We start from the raw sequence: 20778 nt of genomic DNA on the forward strand, positions 1-20778 counted from the left end.
TGAGTCAGGGCATAAGCCTGTGCAGGTTAATGGTGTTCAATACACAAATAAAAAAATAAGCTTAAAATTGTTATTAAGAAAAGAAATTAGGCTGCACTCTGAATAGCACAGCCTAAAATATTAGCGTAGCGATTCGCGTAATAATTGCATGGCTTGACCACGATGGCTGATTTTATTTTTGTCTATTTTGGATAAATCGGCACTTGAGCAGCCAAGTTCAGGCAACCAAAAGAGCGGATCATAGCCAAAACCATTGTCACCACGAGCTTGTTCTAAAATTTCGCCATGCCAAAGCCCTTGGAAAATTTTAGGTAATGGATCATCAGCATGTTCAACCAAAGCTAAAACACAAACAAACATACCTTGAATAGGCTGATTGGGTTGGCGTAAGGGCACAAGATCGGCTAAAAGCTTGGTATTGTTGGCTGTATCATCGCCGTGTGCGCCTGCATAGCGTGCTGAGTAAATGCCCGGTGCACCGCCTAATATCGGTACACATAGCCCTGAGTCATCAGCAATAGCAGGTTTGCCTGAAATACGTGCCGCATGACGCGCCTTAATAATGGCATTTTCGACAAAACTTAAACCATCTTCAATCGCATCTTCAATATTAAGCTGACCTTGTGGCACCACTTCTACAGGCAAGTTGAGTTGGTGAAACATATTTTCAAACTCAGCAATTTTGCCTTTATTGTTACTGGCTAAAACCAAAGTGCTTTGTGATAGCCATGCATTGTTAGACATAAAGTTACTCATAGAATTTAGATTTTTCCTAGTGTAACTGATTTTATCTCAGCAATAAAAAAGCACCCGAAGGTGCTTGTGTTTTATAAACCCTGAATCCATTGATCAGCACGATCGCGTGCTTGACGAATTTGCTCTTGGGTTAAGTTAGCAGCAAGTGCTGTCTTTTTACCTTCTGAGAGGCTAATGACTTTATTATCAAGCATACCGTCACGGGTTGAGAGTTCATACCACTGATAAGCCCCAACAAAGTTACGCTTTTTTTCATCTAACAGGGCTAAATTAAAACTGGCACGGTTATCGCCGCGGCTTGCAGCTTTTTCTAAATACTGACGACCTAAAGCTTCATTTCTTGAGGTACCTTGACCATCAATCAACATACGTCCTACATTAAGTTGCGCTGATGCTAAACCTTGATCTGCAGCAAGTTTGTACCAACTAAAGGCTTGTTTTACATCTTGCTTTACATCTTTGCCATATTCATATTTAGTGCCTAAATAAAACTGTGCACCAGCTTGACCTGATTTGGCAGCTTGGCTTAAGTTTTGAATATCCATGACTGAATAACGTGCAGCTTGATTGGAAATTGAGTTATTTGGTGCAACATAGTCAGCTTGTACTTGCAGACTAAATAATCCTAAAAATAAACCACTAATTAATATTTTTTTCATAGAGCGCTCACCCGATAAATTGCGACTTCACCAAACAAGTTTGGGATATGTTTACTGAGTAAACTACCTTGTTGATCCCCATTTACGGCGAGTCGATTGATAATTCGAATATTATTTTCTTCACACAACGCTTCAAAGTCACGGAAGGTACATAAGTGAATGTTTGGTGTGTTGTACCACATGTATGGCAGTGCATCAGAAACCGGCATTTTCCCTTTTAAGGCCAAGAAAGAACGGGTCTTCCAATGGGCAAAGTTGGGAAAGGTAATAATGGCTTGTTTACCTACCCGTACCATGTCACGCAATAAAACATCTGGTGCATCTACTGCTTGCAAAGCCTGTGCCATGACCACGTAATCAAAAGATTGATCTGCAAACCGACTTAAACCAAGATTTAAATCTTGCTGAATAATATTTAAGCCACGACTGATGGCAATTGCAATCTTTTCTTGATCAATTTCGAGACCATAAGCGCGGATATTGTGTTTTTTGCTCATATGCTCGAGTAATTCACCTTCACCACAACCTAAATCTAAAACGCGTGAGCCGGGTTTAATCCACTTTTCGGCAAGCTGTTGATCAATACGCATTACACGCTCTCCTTGGTTGCTTGAAGATGTTCTTTACCACCTAAAAACGCCCGTAATGATTTGACGTACAAAGGAATTGGGAACAAGAATGAGTCGTGACCTTGTTCGGCATCAATATCTAAATAGCTCACCGGTTTGTTATTGCAAATTAAAGCATCAACAATTTCTTGTGAACGTGCAGGAGTAAAGCGCCAATCGGTGGTAAACGAGACCAACAAAAACTGACATTTTGGTTCAGCCATGGCTTTGACTAAAGATTGCTCATATTCACGCGCAGGATCAAAGTAATCTAAGGCTTTGGTCATAATTAAATAGGTATTGGCATCAAAATTACGGCTAAATTGCTCGCCTTGATAGCGTAAATAACTTTCGACTTGGAATTCCACATCAAAACCATACATAAATTTGCCCGACTTTAAGTCACGGCCAAATTTTTGTTTCATGGCTTCTTCAGACAAATAGGTAATATGACCAACCATACGCGCTAAAATTAAGCCACGTTTTGGGTAACTATCATTTTCTAAATAGCGCCCATCATAAAAGTCAGGGTCAGATAAAATCGACTGACGTGCCACTTCGTTAAAGGCAATATTTTGTGCCGATAGTTTTGGCGCACTGGCAATAATCACGCATTTTTGCAGACGATCTGGGTAATCCACGCTCCATTGTAGCGCCTGCATGCCACCTAAAGAGCCGCCAATAATCGCGTACCACTGAGCAATACCTAAGCGGTCAGAAAGCATGGCTTGAGTTTTCACCCAATCACGTACTGTGACCAATGGAAAATCAGGGCCATAAGGGCGATTGTCATTTTCAGGGTTGGGGGATGTAGGCCCAGTTGAGCCATGACAGCCACCAATATTATTAAGCGCCACCACAAAGAATTCATTGGTATCAATGGCTTTATTGGGCCCAATACAAGCATCCCACCAGCCCGGCTTTTTGTCATCTTCGTGATGATAACCCGCTGCATGGTGATGCCCAGATAAGGCATGACAGATCAAAATAGCATTCGATTGATCGGCATTGAGTGTGCCATAGGTTTCGACCATTAAATCAAAACGCGGCAATACTCGACCACATTCAAGCTCTAACGGCTCGTCAAAAGAGAACTTTTGTGGAATCACAAGACCCACGGAGTCAGCTGGGAAAGACACGGGAATAATTCGCCTTAAATCTTTGGAGTAAACGTAGAAAAGGATACCACCGAGGGTATCCTTGTATAAAGTGCTTTGTTATTGTGCTTTTAAACCGCAGCAGCAATCACTTGATCAGTGCTTAACACACCTTGTTCAATCAAACGATTGGTACAAGCAATAATCGCTTCAATTGATGAAGTGACAATATTGTCATGCACACCTGCACCAAAAGCAGATTTACCCGTACCTTGTACTTGTAATTCAACCAATGCTAAAGCTTTGGCATCTGCACCTGCACTAATACTGCGCTCTTCGTAGTTTAAAACATCAATTGGCAATTGAAGAGCATTTAAAATGGCAGAGATTGGACCATTGCCTTCACCACGAATTTGCTGCGTTTGACCATTAACCTCAATATCAAGCTCAATGACTTGTTTGCCATTTTCATCATGCAAACGGTAATTCTTGGCTGAATAATGCGCATCTTTAGTCGCCACATAGGTCTTTTGAAATAAATTCCAAATCTGTTGCGCGCTGACTTCAATGCCTTCGTCATCAGCAACTTGTTGCACCACTTGCGAGAATTCAATTTGCAAACGACGTGGCAAGGTCACGTTGTAATTGGCTTCTAACAAGTATGCAATACCGCCTTTACCCGATTGAGAGTTGACACGAATCACCGCATCATAGTCACGACCTAAATCTTTCGGGTCGATTGGCAAATAAGGCATATCCCAAATTTCTTCATTCTTTTGTAACTCAAAGCCTTTTTTAATGGCATCTTGGTGTGAGCCAGAAAATGCAGTAAAGACTAAATCGCCCGCATACGGATGACGAGGGTGTACAGGTAATCCAGTACATTCTTCAACGGTTGCAATAATTTCATTGATATTGGAAAAATCAAGCTTTGGCGCTACACCTTGGGTATACATGTTTAAAGCAATGGCTGCAACATCCACGTTACCGGTACGCTCGCCATTACCAAACACACAACCTTCTACACGGTCAGCACCTGCCATAATGGCAAGTTCAGACGCTGCAATACCACAGCCACGGTCGTTATGACAATGTACCGAAATAATCACGCCATCACGACGTTGTAAATTACGATGCATCCATTCAACTTGGTCGGCATATACGTTTGGACCTGATACTTCCACAGTTGCTGGTAAGTTTAAGATCACTTTATTTTCAGGGCTTGCTCCCCAAATTTCAGTCACTGCATCACACACGTCTTTGGCAACTTCTAATTCAGTTGCAGAAAAACATTCCGGTGAATATTGGAAGATAAACTCAGTTTCAGGCTGTTTGGCTGCATATTCTTTGACTTTAGTTGCAGCATTAATGGCTAGATTTTTTGCACCGGCAATATCTACATTCAATACTTTTTGACGGAAGGTCGGTGAGTTTGAGTTATAAATATGCACAATGGCACGTTTAGCACCCTGTAATGCTTCAAAAGTGCGTTGAATCAAATGGTCACGCGCTTGTACCAACACTTCAATATACACGTCATCTGGAATATGACCTTCTTCAATTAATTTACGTGTGAAGTCAAAGTCAATTTGTGATGCCGAGGGAAAGCCAATCTCAATATGTTTAAAGCCAATTTTCACCAACATTTGGAACATTTTAAATTTCTTTTCAATGTCCATTGGCTCAAAGATCGCTTGGTTGCCGTCACGTAAGTCGGTGCTCATCCAAATTGGCGCTTGTGTAATTTCGTTATTTGGCCATTGACGGTCAGGTAGATCAACACGTTGATACATGCGACGGTATTTTTTACTTGGATCAGCCAACATCATGAGATAACTCCTCGTACAAGTTCCATTACGCTGCTTAAAATGTAATGGGCTTTAGAATATAGATTGTGTCTATTGGTCTTGGTTACAAGTGCAAGGCTTAACCTGTCAAGTAAAGTATTGAGTTGACTTTACTTGGGGCACTTGCCTTTTTTATGCCTTATAAATCTATAACTTAAAGTTTAATCGAGTTAAACCGAAAAGTTTTTGCTTTTTCTATGGATTTTAGTCTTATGTTAAAAAAGATTTTCTTATATAAGACTTAATTTGGAAAATATTTTCATGATCTTGTTTAAATAATGATTAATTTTTGCAAGATCATCAAAAAAACCATTTTTATTTCAGTATTGAGTTTTTGTTCGTAGTCAATCAAGCATCAACAGTGGTGGCTGTATTATACCTATAATCTTGGGTTAATTTGTCATAGATACTGCTTATATGTAAAGCATATAAAAAAACCTGATCGAAATCAGGTTTTTTTAAGTCAGTTAAAATTAGAAGTCATAAGACACAGACAACCAATAGTTACGACCCGCTAAATATGTACCTGAGGTGCTACGACCTGTTGATAGATATTTATAACCCACCACACCATTTGAGGTTTTATTTTCAGTAAAGTCTTTATCTAATAGGTTGTTGATTGCCATATTAAAACGTAATTGATCATTGACTGAATAACTTGAACCTAGATTAAATAAGTTGTAGCCAGCAAATTTGTTGCCATACAGTTTATAGACTTCTAGGTTGTCGCCTGCAGTTGGAGTGCTGGTAAAGCGCGTGCGGCTTGACTTATATTCATGCTGTAACCAAATATCCATAGCAGGATTAACATGCCAAGTAGATGTTAAATTAAAAGCATCTCTTGGATTGTTGTTGTAGTACAACCCTTCATTGTTGCCATCGGTAATTTCACTTTTTGTGTAAGTGTATGCAGCTTTAAGATCCCACTCTGGCAAAATTGTATACTGTAATGCCGCTTCTGCACCATAAACTTTGGCTTCATTGGCGTTCATGTCTTGTGAGCATTCTTCTACAGGGCAAGTGGATTGACCTGAAATGTCAGTGTTGACAATTGCATCTTCAATTTGGTTATAAAATGCAGTGGCCGAGAAGTTGAGTTGATCGGTTGGTTGTAAGTTAAAACCAAGCTCATAGTTGGTTGACTTTTCAGGTTTCAGGTTTGGGTTACCAAACACATAAGTTTCCCCCTGACCACTCATGTCAATCAAACCATTTTCGAGCGCTTTGGCTGATGGTGCTTTGTAGCCTGTGGTGATACCGCCTTTTACAGTTAATATGTCATTGGTATTCCAAACTAAATAAGCACGTGGACTAAAGTGACCACCAAAGCCTGCATGATCTTCATAACGACCACCAAAAGTGAGGCTGAGAGTATCTAATAGACGCCATTCATCTTCAGCATAGATTGACCATGAATCTTTATCAAAGCTGTCTTTATTGGTGATGTGTTGGGCAATATTGTCTTCAATTTCTTGCTTTTTAAACTCAAAACCACCGGTCACTTTATGATTGGCAATTTGTGAAACAATTTGGCTGTCTAAGACTAAATCTGTGCTTTTAAGGACACGCTTGCTACCAATAAGCGGATCGGTACTGCCTACAGGAAAGGCCTCTGTTGGTAAAGTACGTCCTTGAGTTTGTGTTTGTGAATGGCTTAAGTAGGTTTTCCAACGTCCAAAGTCATAGTCACCTTCATGACCTACGGCAATTTGGTCACGCGAGAATTCAAGTTCATCGGCATAACCGTTTGCTTTTTTTGCTGTATCTTGACTGCCTAAACGGTTGTCAGAGTTATCGTAATTTTGTACCGACTGGAAACCATCGACCCAAAGTGAGTTTTGGTTGTCTATTTTATAGGTGAGTTTGGCACCGACATCATAGTTTTCGGCGCTGGTTGGGCGTGGATCGCGTGCAGTACCTTTGCCAATACGCTCAGATTCACCACGATCGTAGTAGCTACCACGCAGTTGTACCCCTAATTTATCGTCAATTAATGGACCATTGAGTAAAAAGCTAGTTTTCCAAGAATCAGCTTCAGCTCCGCTGTCCATGACATTACCACTTACGGTAATGTTACCATTCCATGTGTCAGATACTTTTTTAGTGATGATGTTAATGACACCACCCATTGCATCTGAACCATAAAGGGTAGACATTGGACCACGAATCACTTCAATACGTTCAATCGCCGATAACGGTGGCATAAAGCTGGTTGCAGCTTCTGAAAAACCATTAGGCATAATGGCATCACTTGCTGTGGTTTGGCGACGTCCATCAATTAAAATCAGGGTATCAGCAGCATCCATACCACGAATGCTGACATTTAAACCACCGGTCTTACCCACGCCATTTCTAACATCAATTCCCGGAACATCAGCCAAGAGATCAGCAATGCTGGTCGCATTTTTCTTTTCAATATCTTCTTGAGTGATGACACTAATAGAAGCAGGGGCATTTTTAATATCTTGTTCAAAACCTGCTGCTGACACCACAATGGTAGACAGTTGATGTGGAGCATCTGCGGTATTGGCAAAAGCAGTACCTGAGGCAACTGCCAACACGGCAAGAGTGAGTGGTTTTAATGTAAATTGACTCATATGAAATTCCAAACATGGACAGCCTAACAGCGTTATGTGGAATAATAATGATTAAAGTTCTCAACTACAATCTGATTTTGAGTTTAAAAAAACGATCGTGAGTGATTTTTTTGAGTTATGAATCTGAATTTTATCTATTTTATACTTAACAATCCTTTGAAATGATTTGCAATATTTGTATCTAGCCCTCTAAGTTGAGGGCTAGGTTTTTTATTTAAGTTTTAGAATTTGGTATTTAAACTTAACCAATAACTGCGTGATTTTTCTTTGTTGTTATAGTCATCAAGATAGCTTGGTGTATAGCTGCCATCGTTATTGGGCTTAAAGGTGGTGCTGTAGCTGGTAAAGTCTTCATCCAATAGGTTATTTACCCGTGCATTCAGGGTAAAAGTATCATTGATTTTATATGAACCTCCTAAATGCAGCACGGTTGCATTTTTATAATATAAGGCTTGATTGGTGGTGGTATCCATTTGACGGAAACGATCACCACGATATTCTGTGGTTAAGAATAAATTGACAGCATCATTGGCAATCCAATCTAAAGTGGCATTGGCCATGTGCTTGGCTGCATTACCATAAGGACGGCCCTTATTCACGCCACTTTTTTGCTCGCTGTCAGTATAAGTATAGTTGGCACGTAAAGACACTTGATCAAGCATTTGCCACTTGCCGGCAACCTCAACCCCTTGAATAATGACTTCATCAATATTGGTGGTGCGGTTGGCTGAAGAATAACCAAGCTCTGCGTATTCACCTGTATTGGCACAGACTAGACCTGATGTACCACCACACGGTTGCGAGCTAATTTTATCTTCAAAAATATTATGGAAAATCGTGGCATTCAAATGATGACCGGCTGGATGCTGCCAGTAGGCTGCTAATTCTGAACTGATACTGGTTTCAGGTTTTAAATCGGGGTTACCAAAGTTTGGTGTAGTGCCTTGTCCACCAAAACCGACAACTCCTTCATACAGTTGCGTGGTTTTAGGTGTTTTATAGCCGGTACTCACACCACCTTTAATGGTTAAGGCATCATTGATGTCATAAACGCCATATAAGCGCGGACTGAGTTGATCACCAAAGATTTCGTGATTGTCATAGCGTAAGCCTGTGGTTAAGGCAAATGGCTGCGTGATTTGCCAAGTGTCTTCGGCAAATAAAGACCACATATTATGCTCTTGTGATTGTGTTGGTTTTCCTGATTCCATCCCAAATACACCATCGGTGAGTTCACCTTGAATCACTTGTGTACCTAAAATGACATTGTGTTCACCTGCCCATTGAAAAGGTAGTTTAATGTTGGCATCTAGGGTGTATTGCTCACTTTGTAAGGTGCGTTCAGGACGCGGCAGGAATGTCGCGGCTGCAATGGTTTTACGTTGTTCTTCGCTTAAACCTGCATAATCATTGGTGGCATTGAGCATGTCTAATAAATGCTGACGTTCTGCTACAGTAAACGGCAGGGTACGACCATGATTATTGGTTTTAACATGGGCTAAAGACACAAAGCTTTTGCCAATATCCCAATCACCTTCATGAGTTAAAGACCATGTGTCACGTGTGAAGCGTTGTTCGGCTTGATAACCTACGCGTGGATCGGCACGATCACAAGGTTTATCAAGACTACATTTTTGACGCCAAATGCTGTCAATACTATCTAAGGTTCCCAATTGTGCTTGGTCGTTGTCATATTCTTGGCGCGAGCGATCTATATCAGCCCATAGGCTTTGATTGGGGTTAATGTTCCATGACAAACGTGCACCATAAGACATATTGTCATTGTTTACGGTACGTCCACCACCGCCAAAACCTAAGCCACGTGTATGCACGACACCACTAGGATCAGTTACAGGGGCATAACTTGGATTGGATTCATCACGTTCATACAGGCTACCACGTACAGTTAAGCCTAATTTATCCTTAATTAAAGGTCCCATCACATTAAAGTCGATGGTTTGATCTTCACCAAATGCATCATTTTCTTCAAAAGTACGGCTATGGGTCACCGAGCCTGTCCATGTGTCAGTGACTTTTTTGGTAATAATATTAATCACACCACCCATGGCATCGGCACCATAAAGCGTTGAGGCAGGCCCACGAATCACTTCAATCCGTTCAATGGCATCAAGTGGTGGAATATGGTTAAACTGATTACCGCTAAAACTGTTGGGATAAATATCGCCGTGGTTATTTTGGCGTTTGCCATCTACCAAAATTAAGGTGTAGTCACTGCCCATACCACGCATTGAAATTGAGCCTTGACCGGTTTTGTCATTGGTTTCCCCAATATCAACCCCTTCTAATTCGCGTACCGCATCTAATAAAGTCATGTATGGCTTTTTGGTCAGCTGCTCTTGGGTGATGACTGAAATACTAGCAGGGGCATCGGTAATTTTTTGTTCATAACCGGCAGCAGACACCACGATGGTGTCAAGTTGGGTGGGTGAAGCATGCACAAACACAGATGTGCTGATGGTCAAAAGCGCAAGACTTAGCGGGCGTAATCTGAAGGGATGCATAGCTCTCAATTTCCGTATTTATGGCTGTATTAGAATAGTTTTGAGTACGTGGTATCAAATATTGGTGCTAATACTATTAATAATAATTATCATTTGCAATAAATAATACACAAAAATATCAAGATTAAATAACAGCGTTGACTTGAATATAGATAAATTACCCCAATAAAAAAGAAAAATTACCCCTGAAAAATGTGGTTTTGTATATATTGAATTGTTGTCATATAATATGGCACTTTTTTTAAACCTTTCACTAAAATATCGAGGAAGCCATGCAAGTAACTTCTGAAGCGGTTTCGGGCGTTGCCCGTCGTTTAAATGTATCTGTACCGACGAGCCGTATTAACGAGCAATTTGAAGCTCGCTTGAAACGCACTGCCAAAACTGTAAAGATCAACGGCTTCCGTCAAGGTAAAGTGCCTGTAAACGTTGTACGTCGTGAATATGGCGCGGGTATCTACCAAGAAGTCGTAAACGACATTATCCGTGACACCGTGTTTGAAGCGATTCAGCAAGAAAAAATCAATGCTGTTGGTATGCCAAACATTGAAAAAACTGAAATGAAAGACGACGCGCTTGTATACGAAGCAACAGTTGAAGTTTACCCAGAAGTTGAGGTGAAGTTCGAAGGTTTAGCGGTTGAGCGTAAAGCGACAACTGTAAACGACAAAGACGTTGATCAAATGATCGAAAACCTACAAAAGCAACGCGCAGGTTGGGCAGACACTAAAGGCATGGCGAAAAAAGACATGCAAGTGACGTTTGACTTTGAAGGTTCAATCGACGGCGAAAAATTTGAAGGCGGTTCTTCTGAAGACTTCAAACTAGTTTTAGGTTCAGGTCGTATGATCCCGGGCTTCGAAGACGGCATCGTTGGTATGAAGAAAGGCGAAGAGAAAGTAATTGATGTTACTTTCCCTGAAGACTACCAAGCTGCAAACCTTGCAGGTAAAACTGCACAGTTCAAAATTACTTTAAAGCAAGTTGAAAAACAAAAGCTTCCAGAAATTGATGCTGAATTCTTAAAAGTATTTGGCGTATCTGAAGAAGAAGGCGTTGAAAAACTTAAAGCTGACGTGCGTAAAAACATGGAACGCGAAGTAACAAACGGTCTTCGTAACCAAGTGAAAGGTGCAACTTTTGATGCACTTGTTGCAGCTAACGAAATCGAAGTTCCAGAAGCAATGTTAACGCAAGAAATCGAGCGTCAACGTCAACAAATGATCCAACAGTTCACACAACAGTTTGGTGCTCAAGGCGCGAAAGCATTTGATTCAAGCATGCTTCCGGATGACCTTTTCAAAGAGCAAGCTGAAAAATCAGTGAAACTTGGCGTATTAGTCAGCAAAGTATTGGCTGATGCGAAAATTGAAGTTGATCCTGCTCGTGTAGAAGCGTATATCGCTGACATGGCATCTTCTTACGAAGATCCAACTGAAGTGATTGAATACTTCAACAACGACAAACAACAACGCGCGCAAATCGAAGCTGTTGTTTTAGAAGATCAAGTTGTAGATTACATTTTAGCTGCGGCTCAAGTGACTGAAACAACTGTAAGCTATGAAGACTTGTTAAAAGAGCAGCAAGCTCGTCAACAAGGCTAATTGCTAGATCAAGAAAAAAGGCGCTGATAGCGCCTTTTTTTTTATATTTCGAGGCTTTGTGTTCTTCACAAAACTTATGCAAAAAACCGCAATGATTTATTTGTGAATCTTTTGCAATTTAATGAATTATCCCTCATATTGTGACTATGAGTGCAGTCACAAAAAATTTTAGGAATAATTAAACTTATGTACGTTCCAACTATTGATAACGCCTTAGTCCCAATGGTGGTAGAACAGTCATCGCGTGGTGAACGTTCTTTTGATATTTATTCACGTTTATTACGTGAGCGTGTCATTTTTATGACCGGTGAAGTTGAAGACAATATGGCGAACTTAATTGTGGCGCAAATGTTGTTTTTAGAAGCTGAAAACCCAGACAAAGATATTCATTTATATATCAACTCTCCGGGCGGTTCAGTGACTGCAGGTATGGCAATTTACGACACCATGCAATTTATCAAGCCTGATGTGGTCACCTATTGTATGGGTCAAGCTGCATCTATGGGTGCATTTTTACTCAATGCAGGTGCGAAGGGTAAGCGTTATTGCTTAGAAAATGCCCGTGTGATGATTCATCAACCATTGGGTGGTTTCCGTGGTCAAGCATCTGATATTGAAATTCATGCCCGTGAAATTTTATTTATTAAAGAACGCTTAAACCGCTTAATGGCGGAACACAGCGGTCAAGACTATGAAAAAGTTGCACGCGACACCGATCGTGATAACTTTATGACAGCTGAGCAAGCGAAAGAATACGGCTTAGTGGACGCAGTATTATCTAAACGTCCTTAAGTTTTTCCCTTTTAGATATTGGAGTGAATATGTCCGAACATCCTCAAGGACAAAAGCATTGTTCATTTTGCGGTAAAACGCAGTCTGAAGTCGGGAAACTGATTGCAGGCGAGGACGCATACATCTGTAATGAATGTGTCGACGTATGCTTAGACCTCGTACAAACCAGCCAACAAGTGGATGCTGGGGATTGGGCGGCAAAACCGTTACCAAAACCACATGAAATTCGTGCGGCGCTTGATCAATATGTGATTGGGCAAGATGTAGCCAAGAAAACTTTATCTGTTGCGGTATACAACCATTACAAGCGTTTAAAAGTGACCCATAACGGTCAAAAACGTCAAGATGGGGTAGAAATTGCCAAAAGTAATATCTTGCTTGTAGGACCGACTGGTTCAGGTAAAACCTTGCTGGCACAAACCTTAGCGCGTTTACTGGATGTACCCTTTGCAATGGCAGATGCCACCACCTTAACCGAAGCTGGTTATGTGGGTGAAGATGTTGAAAACATCGTGCAAAAGCTGTTACAAAAAGCCGATTATGATGTAGAAAAAGCTGAAAAAGGCATTATCTACATCGATGAAATCGACAAAATTACCCGTAAATCAGAAAATCCTTCTATCACTCGTGATGTGTCTGGTGAGGGCGTACAGCAAGCCCTGTTAAAAATGATTGAAGGTACAGTGGCTTCAATTCCACCACAAGGTGGGCGTAAACATCCACAACAAGAGTTTATTCAGGTAGATACCTCAAACATCTTATTTATTTGTGGTGGTGCGTTCTCAGGTCTTGAGAAAATTGTACAGCAGCGTCAAGAAAAAGGTGGCATTGGCTTTACTGCAGAAGTGCGTAAAAAAGATGAAACCAAAAAGCTGTCTGATTTGTTCCGTCAAGTTGAAGCAACTGACTTAGTGAAATTTGGTCTTATTCCAGAGTTCATTGGTCGTTTGCCAGTCATTGCAACCTTAGATGAATTAGATTTAGATGCTTTATTGCAAATTTTGACTGAGCCTAAAAATGCCTTGACCCGTCAATACGAATATTTATTCGAGATGGAAGATGTCGATTTAGTCTTTGATGAAGATGCGTTACGTGCAGTGGCCAAAAAAGCCTTAGAGCGTAATACAGGTGCTCGTGGTTTACGTTCTATTTTAGAAAACGTACTACTTGAAACCATGTACGACTTACCAAGCCAAGACGGTGTAGGTACAGTTGTGGTGACGGCGGCTGTAATTAATGAAGGTGCTAAACCTGAATTTAAAGCAGAGCGTCAAGCCAAAGCAGATATTGTTGAAGAAGCAAAAACTGATCTTAAATTGGTCAATAAAACGGCTTAATTCAACAGTGAAAAAAACGTGCCATTTGGCACGTTTTTTTTGGCTATTTTTTCTCAAGTTGCTTTAGTTGTTGTTCAATTGGGGCAAAATCTTGTCCAGCTTGCTTGAGTAATTCAGCTAAACGCTGATTGGTGATTTGACTCATACGCAATGCCAATGCGGGACTTTTATTTAAAATAGATTGTCCAACTTCACTTTCATAAAACTTAATTTGGGCTTGAATTTCTTGAGTGCTAAAGGTGTCTTGATAAGCTTGAATATACAACGGTTTTAAAGTTGACCATGACATACTGTGAAGGCTGGTTTGATACATTTGTTCAGCAAGTTGGCGAGCTACAGCTTGTTCTTGTGGATTAAGCTGTGATTTTTGCAAACGATATTGGATAGCAATCTCTGCTTGTTGTTGTAACTGAGGTTTAAGCTGTCGCAAGGTTTGTGATGTTAAAGATTCTACTTGTGTTACTGTAAATAGTTTTTCAACTTGTTGTGGTGTTGCAGATGCTGCAAAAGTGAAATGACTGCTCAACAGTAGGGTAGAGATTAGAATAATTTTTTTCATGTGAATTAGACTTAAATAAAAAAAGCACCCTCACTATAGGGTGCTTTTGATTATTTTGGCAAATTATTGCGCAGCAGCATCAACTACTGGAATCTTACCAATTTTAGCTTGCCAAATTTTTGGTGCAGTTGCGTGTACAGATGTACCATTTACGTCAACCGCCACAGATACAGGCATGTCTTTTACAACAAACTTGTAGATCGCTTCCATACCTAAATCAGCAAAGGCAACCACTTCAGCTTCACGGATGGCTTTTGATACTAAGTATGCAGCGCCACCAACAGCCATTAAATAGGTTGTTTGCGTGTCTTTAATTGCTTCGATTGCAGAAGGACCACGTTCAGCTTTACCAATCATACCGTAAAGACCAGTCGCTTCTAATACTTGACGCGTGAATTTATCCATACGTGTTGCAGTGGTTGGGCCTGCAGGACCTACAACTTCGTCACCGACTGGATCAACAGGGCCTACGTAGTAAATGAACTTACCTTTAAGATCTACAGGAAGTTCTTCACCGTTGTTTAACATATCCACCATACGTTTGTGAGCCGCGTCACGACCTGTATAGATGGTACCGTTAAGCAATAATGTATCGCCTGGTTGCCAAGCGTTCATTTCTTCTTGGGTAATATTGTCTAAATCAACACGCTTAGATGTTGAAGAATCCCAAGTCACTTCAGGATAGTCTTCAAGTTTTGGTGCAATGATATTTGCAACACCTGAACCATCAAGCGTGAAGTGTGCATGACGCGTTGCAGCACAGTTTGGAATCATACCGACTGGTTTGCCCGCAGCGTGACATGGGTAGTCTTTGATTTTAATATCAAGAACTGTGGTTAAACCACCAAGACCTTGAGCACCAATACCAAGCGCGTTGACTTTTTCGAAGATTTCAATACGAAGCTCTTCCATTTTACTTTGTGGACCACGACGAAGTAACTCGTCCATGTTGATCTCTTCCATCAATGCTTCTTTAGCAAGCATCATGGCTTTTTCAGCAGTACCACCAATACCAATACCCAACATACCTGGTGGACACCAGCCTGCACCCATAGTTGGTACAGTTTTTAATACCCAATCCACGATTGAGTCAGATGGATTCAGCATGGCAAGTTTAGATTTGTTTTCTGAACCACCACCTTTTGCTGCTACAGTGATATCGACTTTGTTACCCGGAACAAGTTTGTGGTAGATCACAGCAGGGGTGTTATCTTTGGTATTTTTACGACCAAATGCAGGGTCAGCAAGTACAGAGGCACGTAATACGTTTGAGTTCTCTAGGTAACCTTGACGTACACCTTCGTTAATTGCATCGTCTAGGCTCATGGTTAAATCAAATTTAACGTCCATGCCCACTTCAACGAATACGTTGACGATACCAGTATCTTGGCAGATTGGGCGGTGGCCTTCTGCACACATACGAGAGTTAATTAAGATTTGTGCAATTGCATCTTTAGCAGCTTTGTTTTCTTCGCGGTCATACGCACGGCTCATCGCTTGAATGAAGTCTTGTGGATGATAGTAAGAAATAAACTGAAGCGCATCTTTAACCGATGTGATCAAGTCATCTTGCTTGATAATAGTTGTCATATCAAATATCTCTTGAGCGGGCTGTTAGCTAGCGGACTAAATTATAAGACAAAAACTTCAAGCTGTGGGTATTTTGGCAAGGCTTTGGGCGAAAGTTTAATGACAGGATTTAAAAACTCAAAATTGATGAAAATTTAAACTAAAAAGTATGGTCTTTTGTCATATTTAAGTCACGTTTTTGTCATAAAACTTCAAAAAAATAATCAGATTTTTAATAAGTTTTTGTTTTTAATCATGAATTATTTTTAAGCCCTAATTTTTGATTGTCATATAACTGTCATAAAACTTTCAGATAATAGCGCCATCAAATCAATGGTTGAATTCTCGATGATTACTAGTGCGCTTATGGTTGTTGGTTTTAGTGTTTATATCGCTGCAACTTGGATGTACGGTCAAAAAGAAGATTAAGCCCCCGCTTTATCTTCTTTTTTTTATAATAAAAATTATTTTCTTTTATCGCCTTTGTTTTTATATTCTCCACATTTTACGCTATGCTGATCTTAAGCAAACTCGCTTGATGAGGTGATGTGATGCGCAATTTTTTGTTTGTTATATCAATGTTGCTATGTACGGTTTCGTTGTATGCTCAACAACCGCCACCCTCGCCACAACCCCCACCGATTCCCGTTCAGCCCTGTGCACCTTTAGCGGATTGCATTCCACCCACGTATTAAATAAAAAAACCACCCTATACATATATAGGATGGTTGTATGCAGAAAATATGTTGATTAAACAGCAGCTAATGCTTCAACCGGCGCTGCTTGTTGTTCAGCTTGAATCGCAGTTAAGGCAATAGTAAACACAATATCATCCACCAAAGCACCACGTGATAAGTCATTCACAGGTTTATTTAAACCTTGTAACATTGGACCAACACTCACCACATTGGCTGAGCGTTGCACTGCTTTATAGGTGGTATTCCCTGTATTTAAATCAGGGAAGATAAATACATTGGCACGACCTGCAACGTCTGAATTTGGTGCTTTAGAACGACCTACGCTTTCAACCGATGCTGCATCATATTGCAATGGACCATCAATGAGTAAATCAGGACGACGTTGTTGGGCAATACGTGTTGCTTCTGCTACTTTTTCAACATCTGCACCTGCACCTGAGGTACCGGTTGAATATGAAATCATGGCAATACGTGGCTCAATGCCAAAAGCTTTAGCAGAATCAGCCGATTGAATGGCAATTTCAGCCAGTTGTTCAGCATTTGGTGCAGGGTTAATCGCACAGTCACCATACACATACACTTCATCAGGCAACAGCATAAAGAACACTGACGACACAAGTGAATACTCAGGCGCAGTTTTAATCAGCTGGAATGCAGGGCGTACGGTATTGGCTGTGGTATGTACTGCACCTGAGACCAAACCATCGACATGATCAAGTGCAAGCATCATGGTGCCTAACACCACGGTATCTTGTAATTGTTCATTGGCCTGAATAGCATCTAATTTGCCTTTACGTAATGCCACCATTGGCTCGATGTAATCTGCACGAATACTATCTGGATCAATGATTTCTAAGCCTGCAGGTAATTCGACGCCACGCGCTTTGGCCACTTCAGCAACATGTTCAGGTTTTGCCAATAACACACATTGGGCAATGCCGCGTGATTGACAAATAGCAGCCGCTTCAATGGTACGTGGCTCATCACCTTCAGGCAGTACAATACGTTTTTTGGCATGAATTGATTTTTGTACCAATTCATGACGGAACGCAGAAGGAGACAAACGCGGCTTATGCGTATTGCTGACCAATTGATTGATCCACTCTGGATCTAAATGGCTGCCGACAAAATGCGTGACTTGTTCAGCGCGCGTGGTGTCATCTTGTGGAATTTCATTACAGAAATTCTGAATCTTTTGCAGCGTGTCATAGGCCGTTAAGCCAGTATGCAAAATAGGTAAACCTGATTTATGGCTTTGACAGAAGTTTAAGACCTCGCTGCTTGGTGCTTGTTGTTCTGTTAACACAATACCTGCAAGTGGTGTACCATTTTGATTGCTCAATTGGCTTGCCAATAATACATCCACACGGTCAGCCGCTGTTACGATCAATTCACCTGCCACAAATTTATTGAGTTCATTGCCAATGTTGCCACCCACTAAACTGCTATGTAAGACGCGACGTTGGTTTTCACCTGCGTTAAGCCATGTGGCTTGAATATGTTGGGCAAGGTCAGATAAACGTGGCACGCTTAAAGTATTACTAAATGGTACTAAACCAATAATTGGTAGATTTTTACCACCTATGTGGGTATGGGTCTTTTGCAAAGCTTGGGTAAATTGCGCTGTTTCATTGACTAAACGTAAGCTTGCGTCTAAGGTCACAGGAATCTGTGCATCACTTAAACCTTTGGTACGCATAAACAATACGCCTGCAGCACGTTCAAGTGCGTAATGACGTAGTTGGCTTTGTACTTGCTCAGCTGTCGCTTTGGCTTGATTTAAATCGGCATTAGACACAATCACCACTTTGGCATCTAGGGCTTGTGCCAATTGCGCATTAAATTGTGCCGCAAAAGCATCACGGCCATTTGGCACTAAACCTTCAGCAATAATGATGTCGTGTTTTTTAGCAATTTCACGATGTAAGCTCACCGCATCTTCCAGTAATTCATCGCTTTGACCCAATGCTAAACGTGAAGTGAGGGTCGCATAAGCAATGGGTTCTACAGTTTGGTTTTGGCTAATATGGCGATAAAGTGCTGTGCTACTGTCATTTTGCGCAGTAACATCTTGAGAAAAGGCTTTTAAAAAACCAGCTTTAATGCCTTGGCACTCTAAAGCATAAACTAAACCTAAGCAGGCTGAGGTAAGACCTACACCTTCAGCGGTTGGAACAAGAAGAATTGTTTTCATAGTTATATCATCAATCTTTGCGGTTGTGACGAGACACAGTAGGGCTTAAGCCACTACTGCATCTTGTTCAGTCTTTTTTGTTGTGTAGATTCCATTCACAACATTTTCAGTTTCTTGGGCAATGCGACCTTCTTCATCGGTTGGAACGACCCAAATTTGTGGGCCTGTACCGGCATCAATACGGCCTTCAGTACCACGTTTTAAGTTGTTGTTGGCATCAACGCTTAAGTTAAAGCCAAAATGTGGTAAGTAGCCTAAAGTTTTTTCACGGATATACGCCGAGTTTTCGCCAATACCACCTGTGAAGAATAAACCGTCTAAACGTGGTAAACCACAGCTTAAAGCAGCTAAAGATTTTGCTAAACGGTAGCAGAATACTTCAATGGCTAAAGTTGCATCTTCATTGCCTTGTTCTGAAGCTTCAATCAAAGTACGCATGTCATTGGATAAGTTTGATAAACCCAGTAAACCTGATTGGCTGTTGAGCATTTTGTCAATTTTGTAGATATCCCAACCTAGGTTGGCTTCTAAGAAACGGTGTAAGCTTGGATCTACATCGCCACTACGCGTACCCATTACCAAACCTTCAAGTGGCGTTAAGCCCATTGAAGTATCTACAGATTCACCATTCCAAATAGCACAGGTTGAGCTACCGTTACCTAAGTGCGCTGTTAACCAACCACCTTGTTTAAAGCTGCCTGCAAGTTCCGAACCACGTTCAGAAACATAAGCATGGCTAGTACCGTGGAAACCATAACGACGCACGTTATGTTCGGTGTATAAAAATTTTGGCACAGCATAGCGATAGGCATGAGCCGGCATGGTTTGATGGAAAGCAGTATCAAATACAGCGACTTGTGGCAAATCTGGGAATAAGCGTTGAGTGGCTTCAATACCCACCAAATGTGCAGGGTTATGTAAAGGTGCAAGCGGCGTTGCTTGACGAATCACGTTTACAATATCATCGGTGATCAGTTCAGCTTGCGTAAGTGTGCCACCGTGTACAATACGGTGACCAATTGCATCTGGTTTGTGATTAGCAAGACGCGATAAACCCACTTCTAATGCTTCTTTGTGATCTGCATTTGGGATTTTAATGTCAACAGGTTGGTTGCCTAAGGTCACGCCTTTAATACGTGCTTCAGGTGTACCTAAATTTTCAGCAAGGCCATGGATTCGGAAATTTTGCTCTTTTAATAATAAGGCAAATTTAATTGAAGAAGATCCGCAATTGATAATAAGAACGTTGGACATGGCGTATTCCTTGACTGGCGATTTTAGTATTAGCTTGTTGTCATCCCAATGATCAAAAAAATGCTGCTTTCTTGATCGTGTGAGTATTTGTATCACGGCTGTTTTTATACTCATAGATAGACTTTAGGTGATTAGACTTAAGGATGATCGACGCCTTGGCTAATCATAATTATTATTTATTAGTTAAAGCTTTCCATTTTTTTAAAAAATGTGAAGCGACTTAATTGTTATAATTTGTTTTATTTTTAAGCAAAAACCAACTAAAAATTTATTTTTGAGTCGCCTCATTGCGTTTAATCAGTACATAAGCCAACAACGCGACCATAAAAAACACCAACATCATCCATGCTAAACCTTGTAAAGTTTCCACCACTGTACGGTAAATTTCGAGTACCCAACGTTCTTGAGTCAGTTGAATAATCATGGGTTGCTCGCTTTGGCGATCGTAATGTATGGGGCTTCCATATCATAAATACGAATGCCTGAGGATGTACCCACCACTAAGCCTGCAAAAAAGGTGTATTTGCCCCAAGCAGCATGAATAGGTTCTTGAATAATTCGTGCCAAGATCGCGTAAATAGATGGCGAAAACAGACGCATAACGAGATAAGACAAACCAAGTGCCAAAGCAAAAGTGACCAATACCAAACTGTAAAACATAAGCATCTCCTCGGTTTAAGGCATA

At 40.8% G+C, this 20778-nt stretch carries 16 protein-coding genes; 3 read left to right on the plus strand and 13 right to left on the minus strand.

Annotation, left to right across the window (positions count from 1 at the left end; genetic code table 11):
• Positions 1–120: 120 nt before the first annotated feature.
• From rdgB to Q0017_RS01040, 7 genes are all read right to left on the minus strand, one after another.
• Positions 121–744 carry an RdgB/HAM1 family non-canonical purine NTP pyrophosphatase gene (rdgB, locus tag Q0017_RS01010; protein WP_298141751.1) on the minus strand — a complete coding sequence of 208 codons (624 nt, stop codon included), beginning with the start codon at positions 742–744 and terminating at the stop codon, positions 121–123.
• Between the two features lie 83 nt (positions 745–827).
• Positions 828–1415: a tetratricopeptide repeat protein gene (locus tag Q0017_RS01015; protein ID WP_298141753.1), complete on the minus strand. Its 588-nt coding sequence runs from the start codon at positions 1413–1415 to the stop codon at positions 828–830.
• Positions 1412–2005 carry a methionine biosynthesis protein MetW gene (gene metW, locus Q0017_RS01020; protein ID WP_122899985.1) on the minus strand — a complete coding sequence of 198 codons (594 nt, stop codon included), beginning with the start codon at positions 2003–2005 and terminating at the stop codon, positions 1412–1414. Before metW ends, Q0017_RS01015 begins: the two co-directional genes overlap by 4 nt.
• Entirely contained in the window at positions 2005–3162 is a 1158-nt protein-coding gene (locus Q0017_RS01025; protein WP_298141757.1) for a homoserine O-acetyltransferase, read from the minus strand. The genes metW and Q0017_RS01025 overlap by 1 nt, the downstream gene beginning before the upstream one ends.
• An 89-nt stretch (positions 3163–3251) precedes the next feature.
• Entirely contained in the window at positions 3252–4949 is a 1698-nt protein-coding gene (gene leuA, locus Q0017_RS01030) for a 2-isopropylmalate synthase (RefSeq protein ID WP_298141760.1), read from the minus strand.
• 491 nt (positions 4950–5440) lie between these two features.
• Complete coding sequence (locus Q0017_RS01035; RefSeq protein WP_298141763.1) at positions 5441–7564, minus strand: TonB-dependent receptor; 2124 nt, start codon at positions 7562–7564, stop codon at positions 5441–5443.
• Between the two features lie 221 nt (positions 7565–7785).
• Positions 7786–10086 (minus strand): TonB-dependent receptor, encoded by a 2301-nt coding sequence (locus Q0017_RS01040; protein ID WP_298141766.1) that lies wholly within the window; start codon positions 10084–10086, stop codon positions 7786–7788.
• 272 nt (positions 10087–10358) lie between these two features.
• Here Q0017_RS01040 and tig point away from each other — a divergent pair, with 272 nt between their 5' ends.
• The 3 genes from tig (at position 10359) to clpX (ending at position 13819) form a co-directional block, all read left to right on the plus strand.
• Positions 10359–11690, plus strand: a complete 1332-nt coding sequence (gene tig / locus Q0017_RS01045; protein WP_298141769.1) for a trigger factor — start codon at positions 10359–10361, stop codon at positions 11688–11690.
• Between the two features lie 186 nt (positions 11691–11876).
• On the plus strand, positions 11877–12482 hold the full coding sequence (gene clpP, locus Q0017_RS01050; protein ID WP_297423824.1) for an ATP-dependent Clp endopeptidase proteolytic subunit ClpP: 606 nt from the start codon (positions 11877–11879) through the stop codon (positions 12480–12482).
• A 29-nt stretch (positions 12483–12511) separates the two neighbouring features.
• Entirely contained in the window at positions 12512–13819 is a 1308-nt protein-coding gene (gene clpX / locus Q0017_RS01055) for an ATP-dependent protease ATP-binding subunit ClpX (RefSeq protein ID WP_298141772.1), read from the plus strand.
• A gap of 43 nt (positions 13820–13862) precedes the next feature.
• Here the strand turns inward: clpX and Q0017_RS01060 are convergent, their stop codons facing one another.
• The 6 genes from Q0017_RS01060 to Q0017_RS01085 all read right to left on the minus strand — a co-directional run bounded on the left by Q0017_RS01060 (position 13863) and on the right by Q0017_RS01085 (position 20753).
• Positions 13863–14378 carry a DUF2059 domain-containing protein gene (locus Q0017_RS01060; RefSeq protein ID WP_298141775.1) on the minus strand — a complete coding sequence of 172 codons (516 nt, stop codon included), beginning with the start codon at positions 14376–14378 and terminating at the stop codon, positions 13863–13865.
• Positions 14379–14441: 63 nt separating this feature from the next.
• A complete protein-coding gene (locus Q0017_RS01065) occupies positions 14442–15968 on the minus strand; it encodes a fumarate hydratase (RefSeq protein ID WP_298141778.1) in 1527 nt (508 codons plus the stop codon).
• Positions 15969–16697: 729 nt separating this feature from the next.
• A complete protein-coding gene (gene pta / locus Q0017_RS01070) occupies positions 16698–18839 on the minus strand; it encodes a phosphate acetyltransferase (protein ID WP_298141783.1) in 2142 nt (713 codons plus the stop codon).
• A gap of 45 nt (positions 18840–18884) precedes the next feature.
• Positions 18885–20093, minus strand: coding sequence for an acetate/propionate family kinase (locus Q0017_RS01075; protein WP_298141786.1), 1209 nt, complete (start codon positions 20091–20093; stop codon positions 18885–18887).
• A 268-nt stretch (positions 20094–20361) separates the two neighbouring features.
• Positions 20362–20517 carry a hypothetical protein gene (locus Q0017_RS01080; RefSeq protein WP_298141789.1) on the minus strand — a complete coding sequence of 52 codons (156 nt, stop codon included), beginning with the start codon at positions 20515–20517 and terminating at the stop codon, positions 20362–20364.
• A complete protein-coding gene (locus Q0017_RS01085; RefSeq protein WP_298141792.1) occupies positions 20514–20753 on the minus strand; it encodes a hypothetical protein in 240 nt (79 codons plus the stop codon). Before Q0017_RS01085 ends, Q0017_RS01080 begins: the two co-directional genes overlap by 4 nt.
• Positions 20754–20778: the final 25 nt, after the last annotated feature.

Source organism: uncultured Acinetobacter sp. (assembly GCF_947624825.1).
Lineage (GTDB): Bacteria > Pseudomonadota > Gammaproteobacteria > Pseudomonadales > Moraxellaceae > Acinetobacter.

What these genes read in the sequence shown, in the direction of transcription:
- rdgB (WP_298141751.1), bottom strand. Translation starts at nt 744, where the DNA reads ATGTCTAACAATGCATGGCTATCACAAAGCACTTTGGTTTTAGCCAGT.
- Q0017_RS01015 (WP_298141753.1), bottom strand. Translation starts at nt 1,415, where the DNA reads ATGAAAAAAATATTAATTAGTGGTTTATTTTTAGGATTATTTAGTCTG.
- metW (WP_122899985.1), bottom strand. Translation starts at nt 2,005, where the DNA reads ATGCGTATTGATCAACAGCTTGCCGAAAAGTGGATTAAACCCGGCTCA.
- leuA (WP_298141760.1), bottom strand. Translation starts at nt 4,949, where the DNA reads ATGATGTTGGCTGATCCAAGTAAAAAATACCGTCGCATGTATCAACGT.
- Q0017_RS01035 (WP_298141763.1), bottom strand. Translation starts at nt 7,564, where the DNA reads ATGAGTCAATTTACATTAAAACCACTCACTCTTGCCGTGTTGGCAGTT.
- Q0017_RS01040 (WP_298141766.1), bottom strand. Translation starts at nt 10,086, where the DNA reads ATGCATCCCTTCAGATTACGCCCGCTAAGTCTTGCGCTTTTGACCATC.
- tig (WP_298141769.1), top strand. Translation starts at nt 10,359, where the DNA reads ATGCAAGTAACTTCTGAAGCGGTTTCGGGCGTTGCCCGTCGTTTAAAT.
- clpP (WP_297423824.1), top strand. Translation starts at nt 11,877, where the DNA reads ATGTACGTTCCAACTATTGATAACGCCTTAGTCCCAATGGTGGTAGAA.
- clpX (WP_298141772.1), top strand. Translation starts at nt 12,512, where the DNA reads ATGTCCGAACATCCTCAAGGACAAAAGCATTGTTCATTTTGCGGTAAA.
- Q0017_RS01060 (WP_298141775.1), bottom strand. Translation starts at nt 14,378, where the DNA reads ATGAAAAAAATTATTCTAATCTCTACCCTACTGTTGAGCAGTCATTTC.
- Q0017_RS01065 (WP_298141778.1), bottom strand. Translation starts at nt 15,968, where the DNA reads ATGACAACTATTATCAAGCAAGATGACTTGATCACATCGGTTAAAGAT.
- pta (WP_298141783.1), bottom strand. Translation starts at nt 18,839, where the DNA reads ATGAAAACAATTCTTCTTGTTCCAACCGCTGAAGGTGTAGGTCTTACC.
- Q0017_RS01075 (WP_298141786.1), bottom strand. Translation starts at nt 20,093, where the DNA reads ATGTCCAACGTTCTTATTATCAATTGCGGATCTTCTTCAATTAAATTT.
- Q0017_RS01080 (WP_298141789.1), bottom strand. Translation starts at nt 20,517, where the DNA reads ATGATTATTCAACTGACTCAAGAACGTTGGGTACTCGAAATTTACCGT.
- Q0017_RS01085 (WP_298141792.1), bottom strand. Translation starts at nt 20,753, where the DNA reads ATGTTTTACAGTTTGGTATTGGTCACTTTTGCTTTGGCACTTGGTTTG.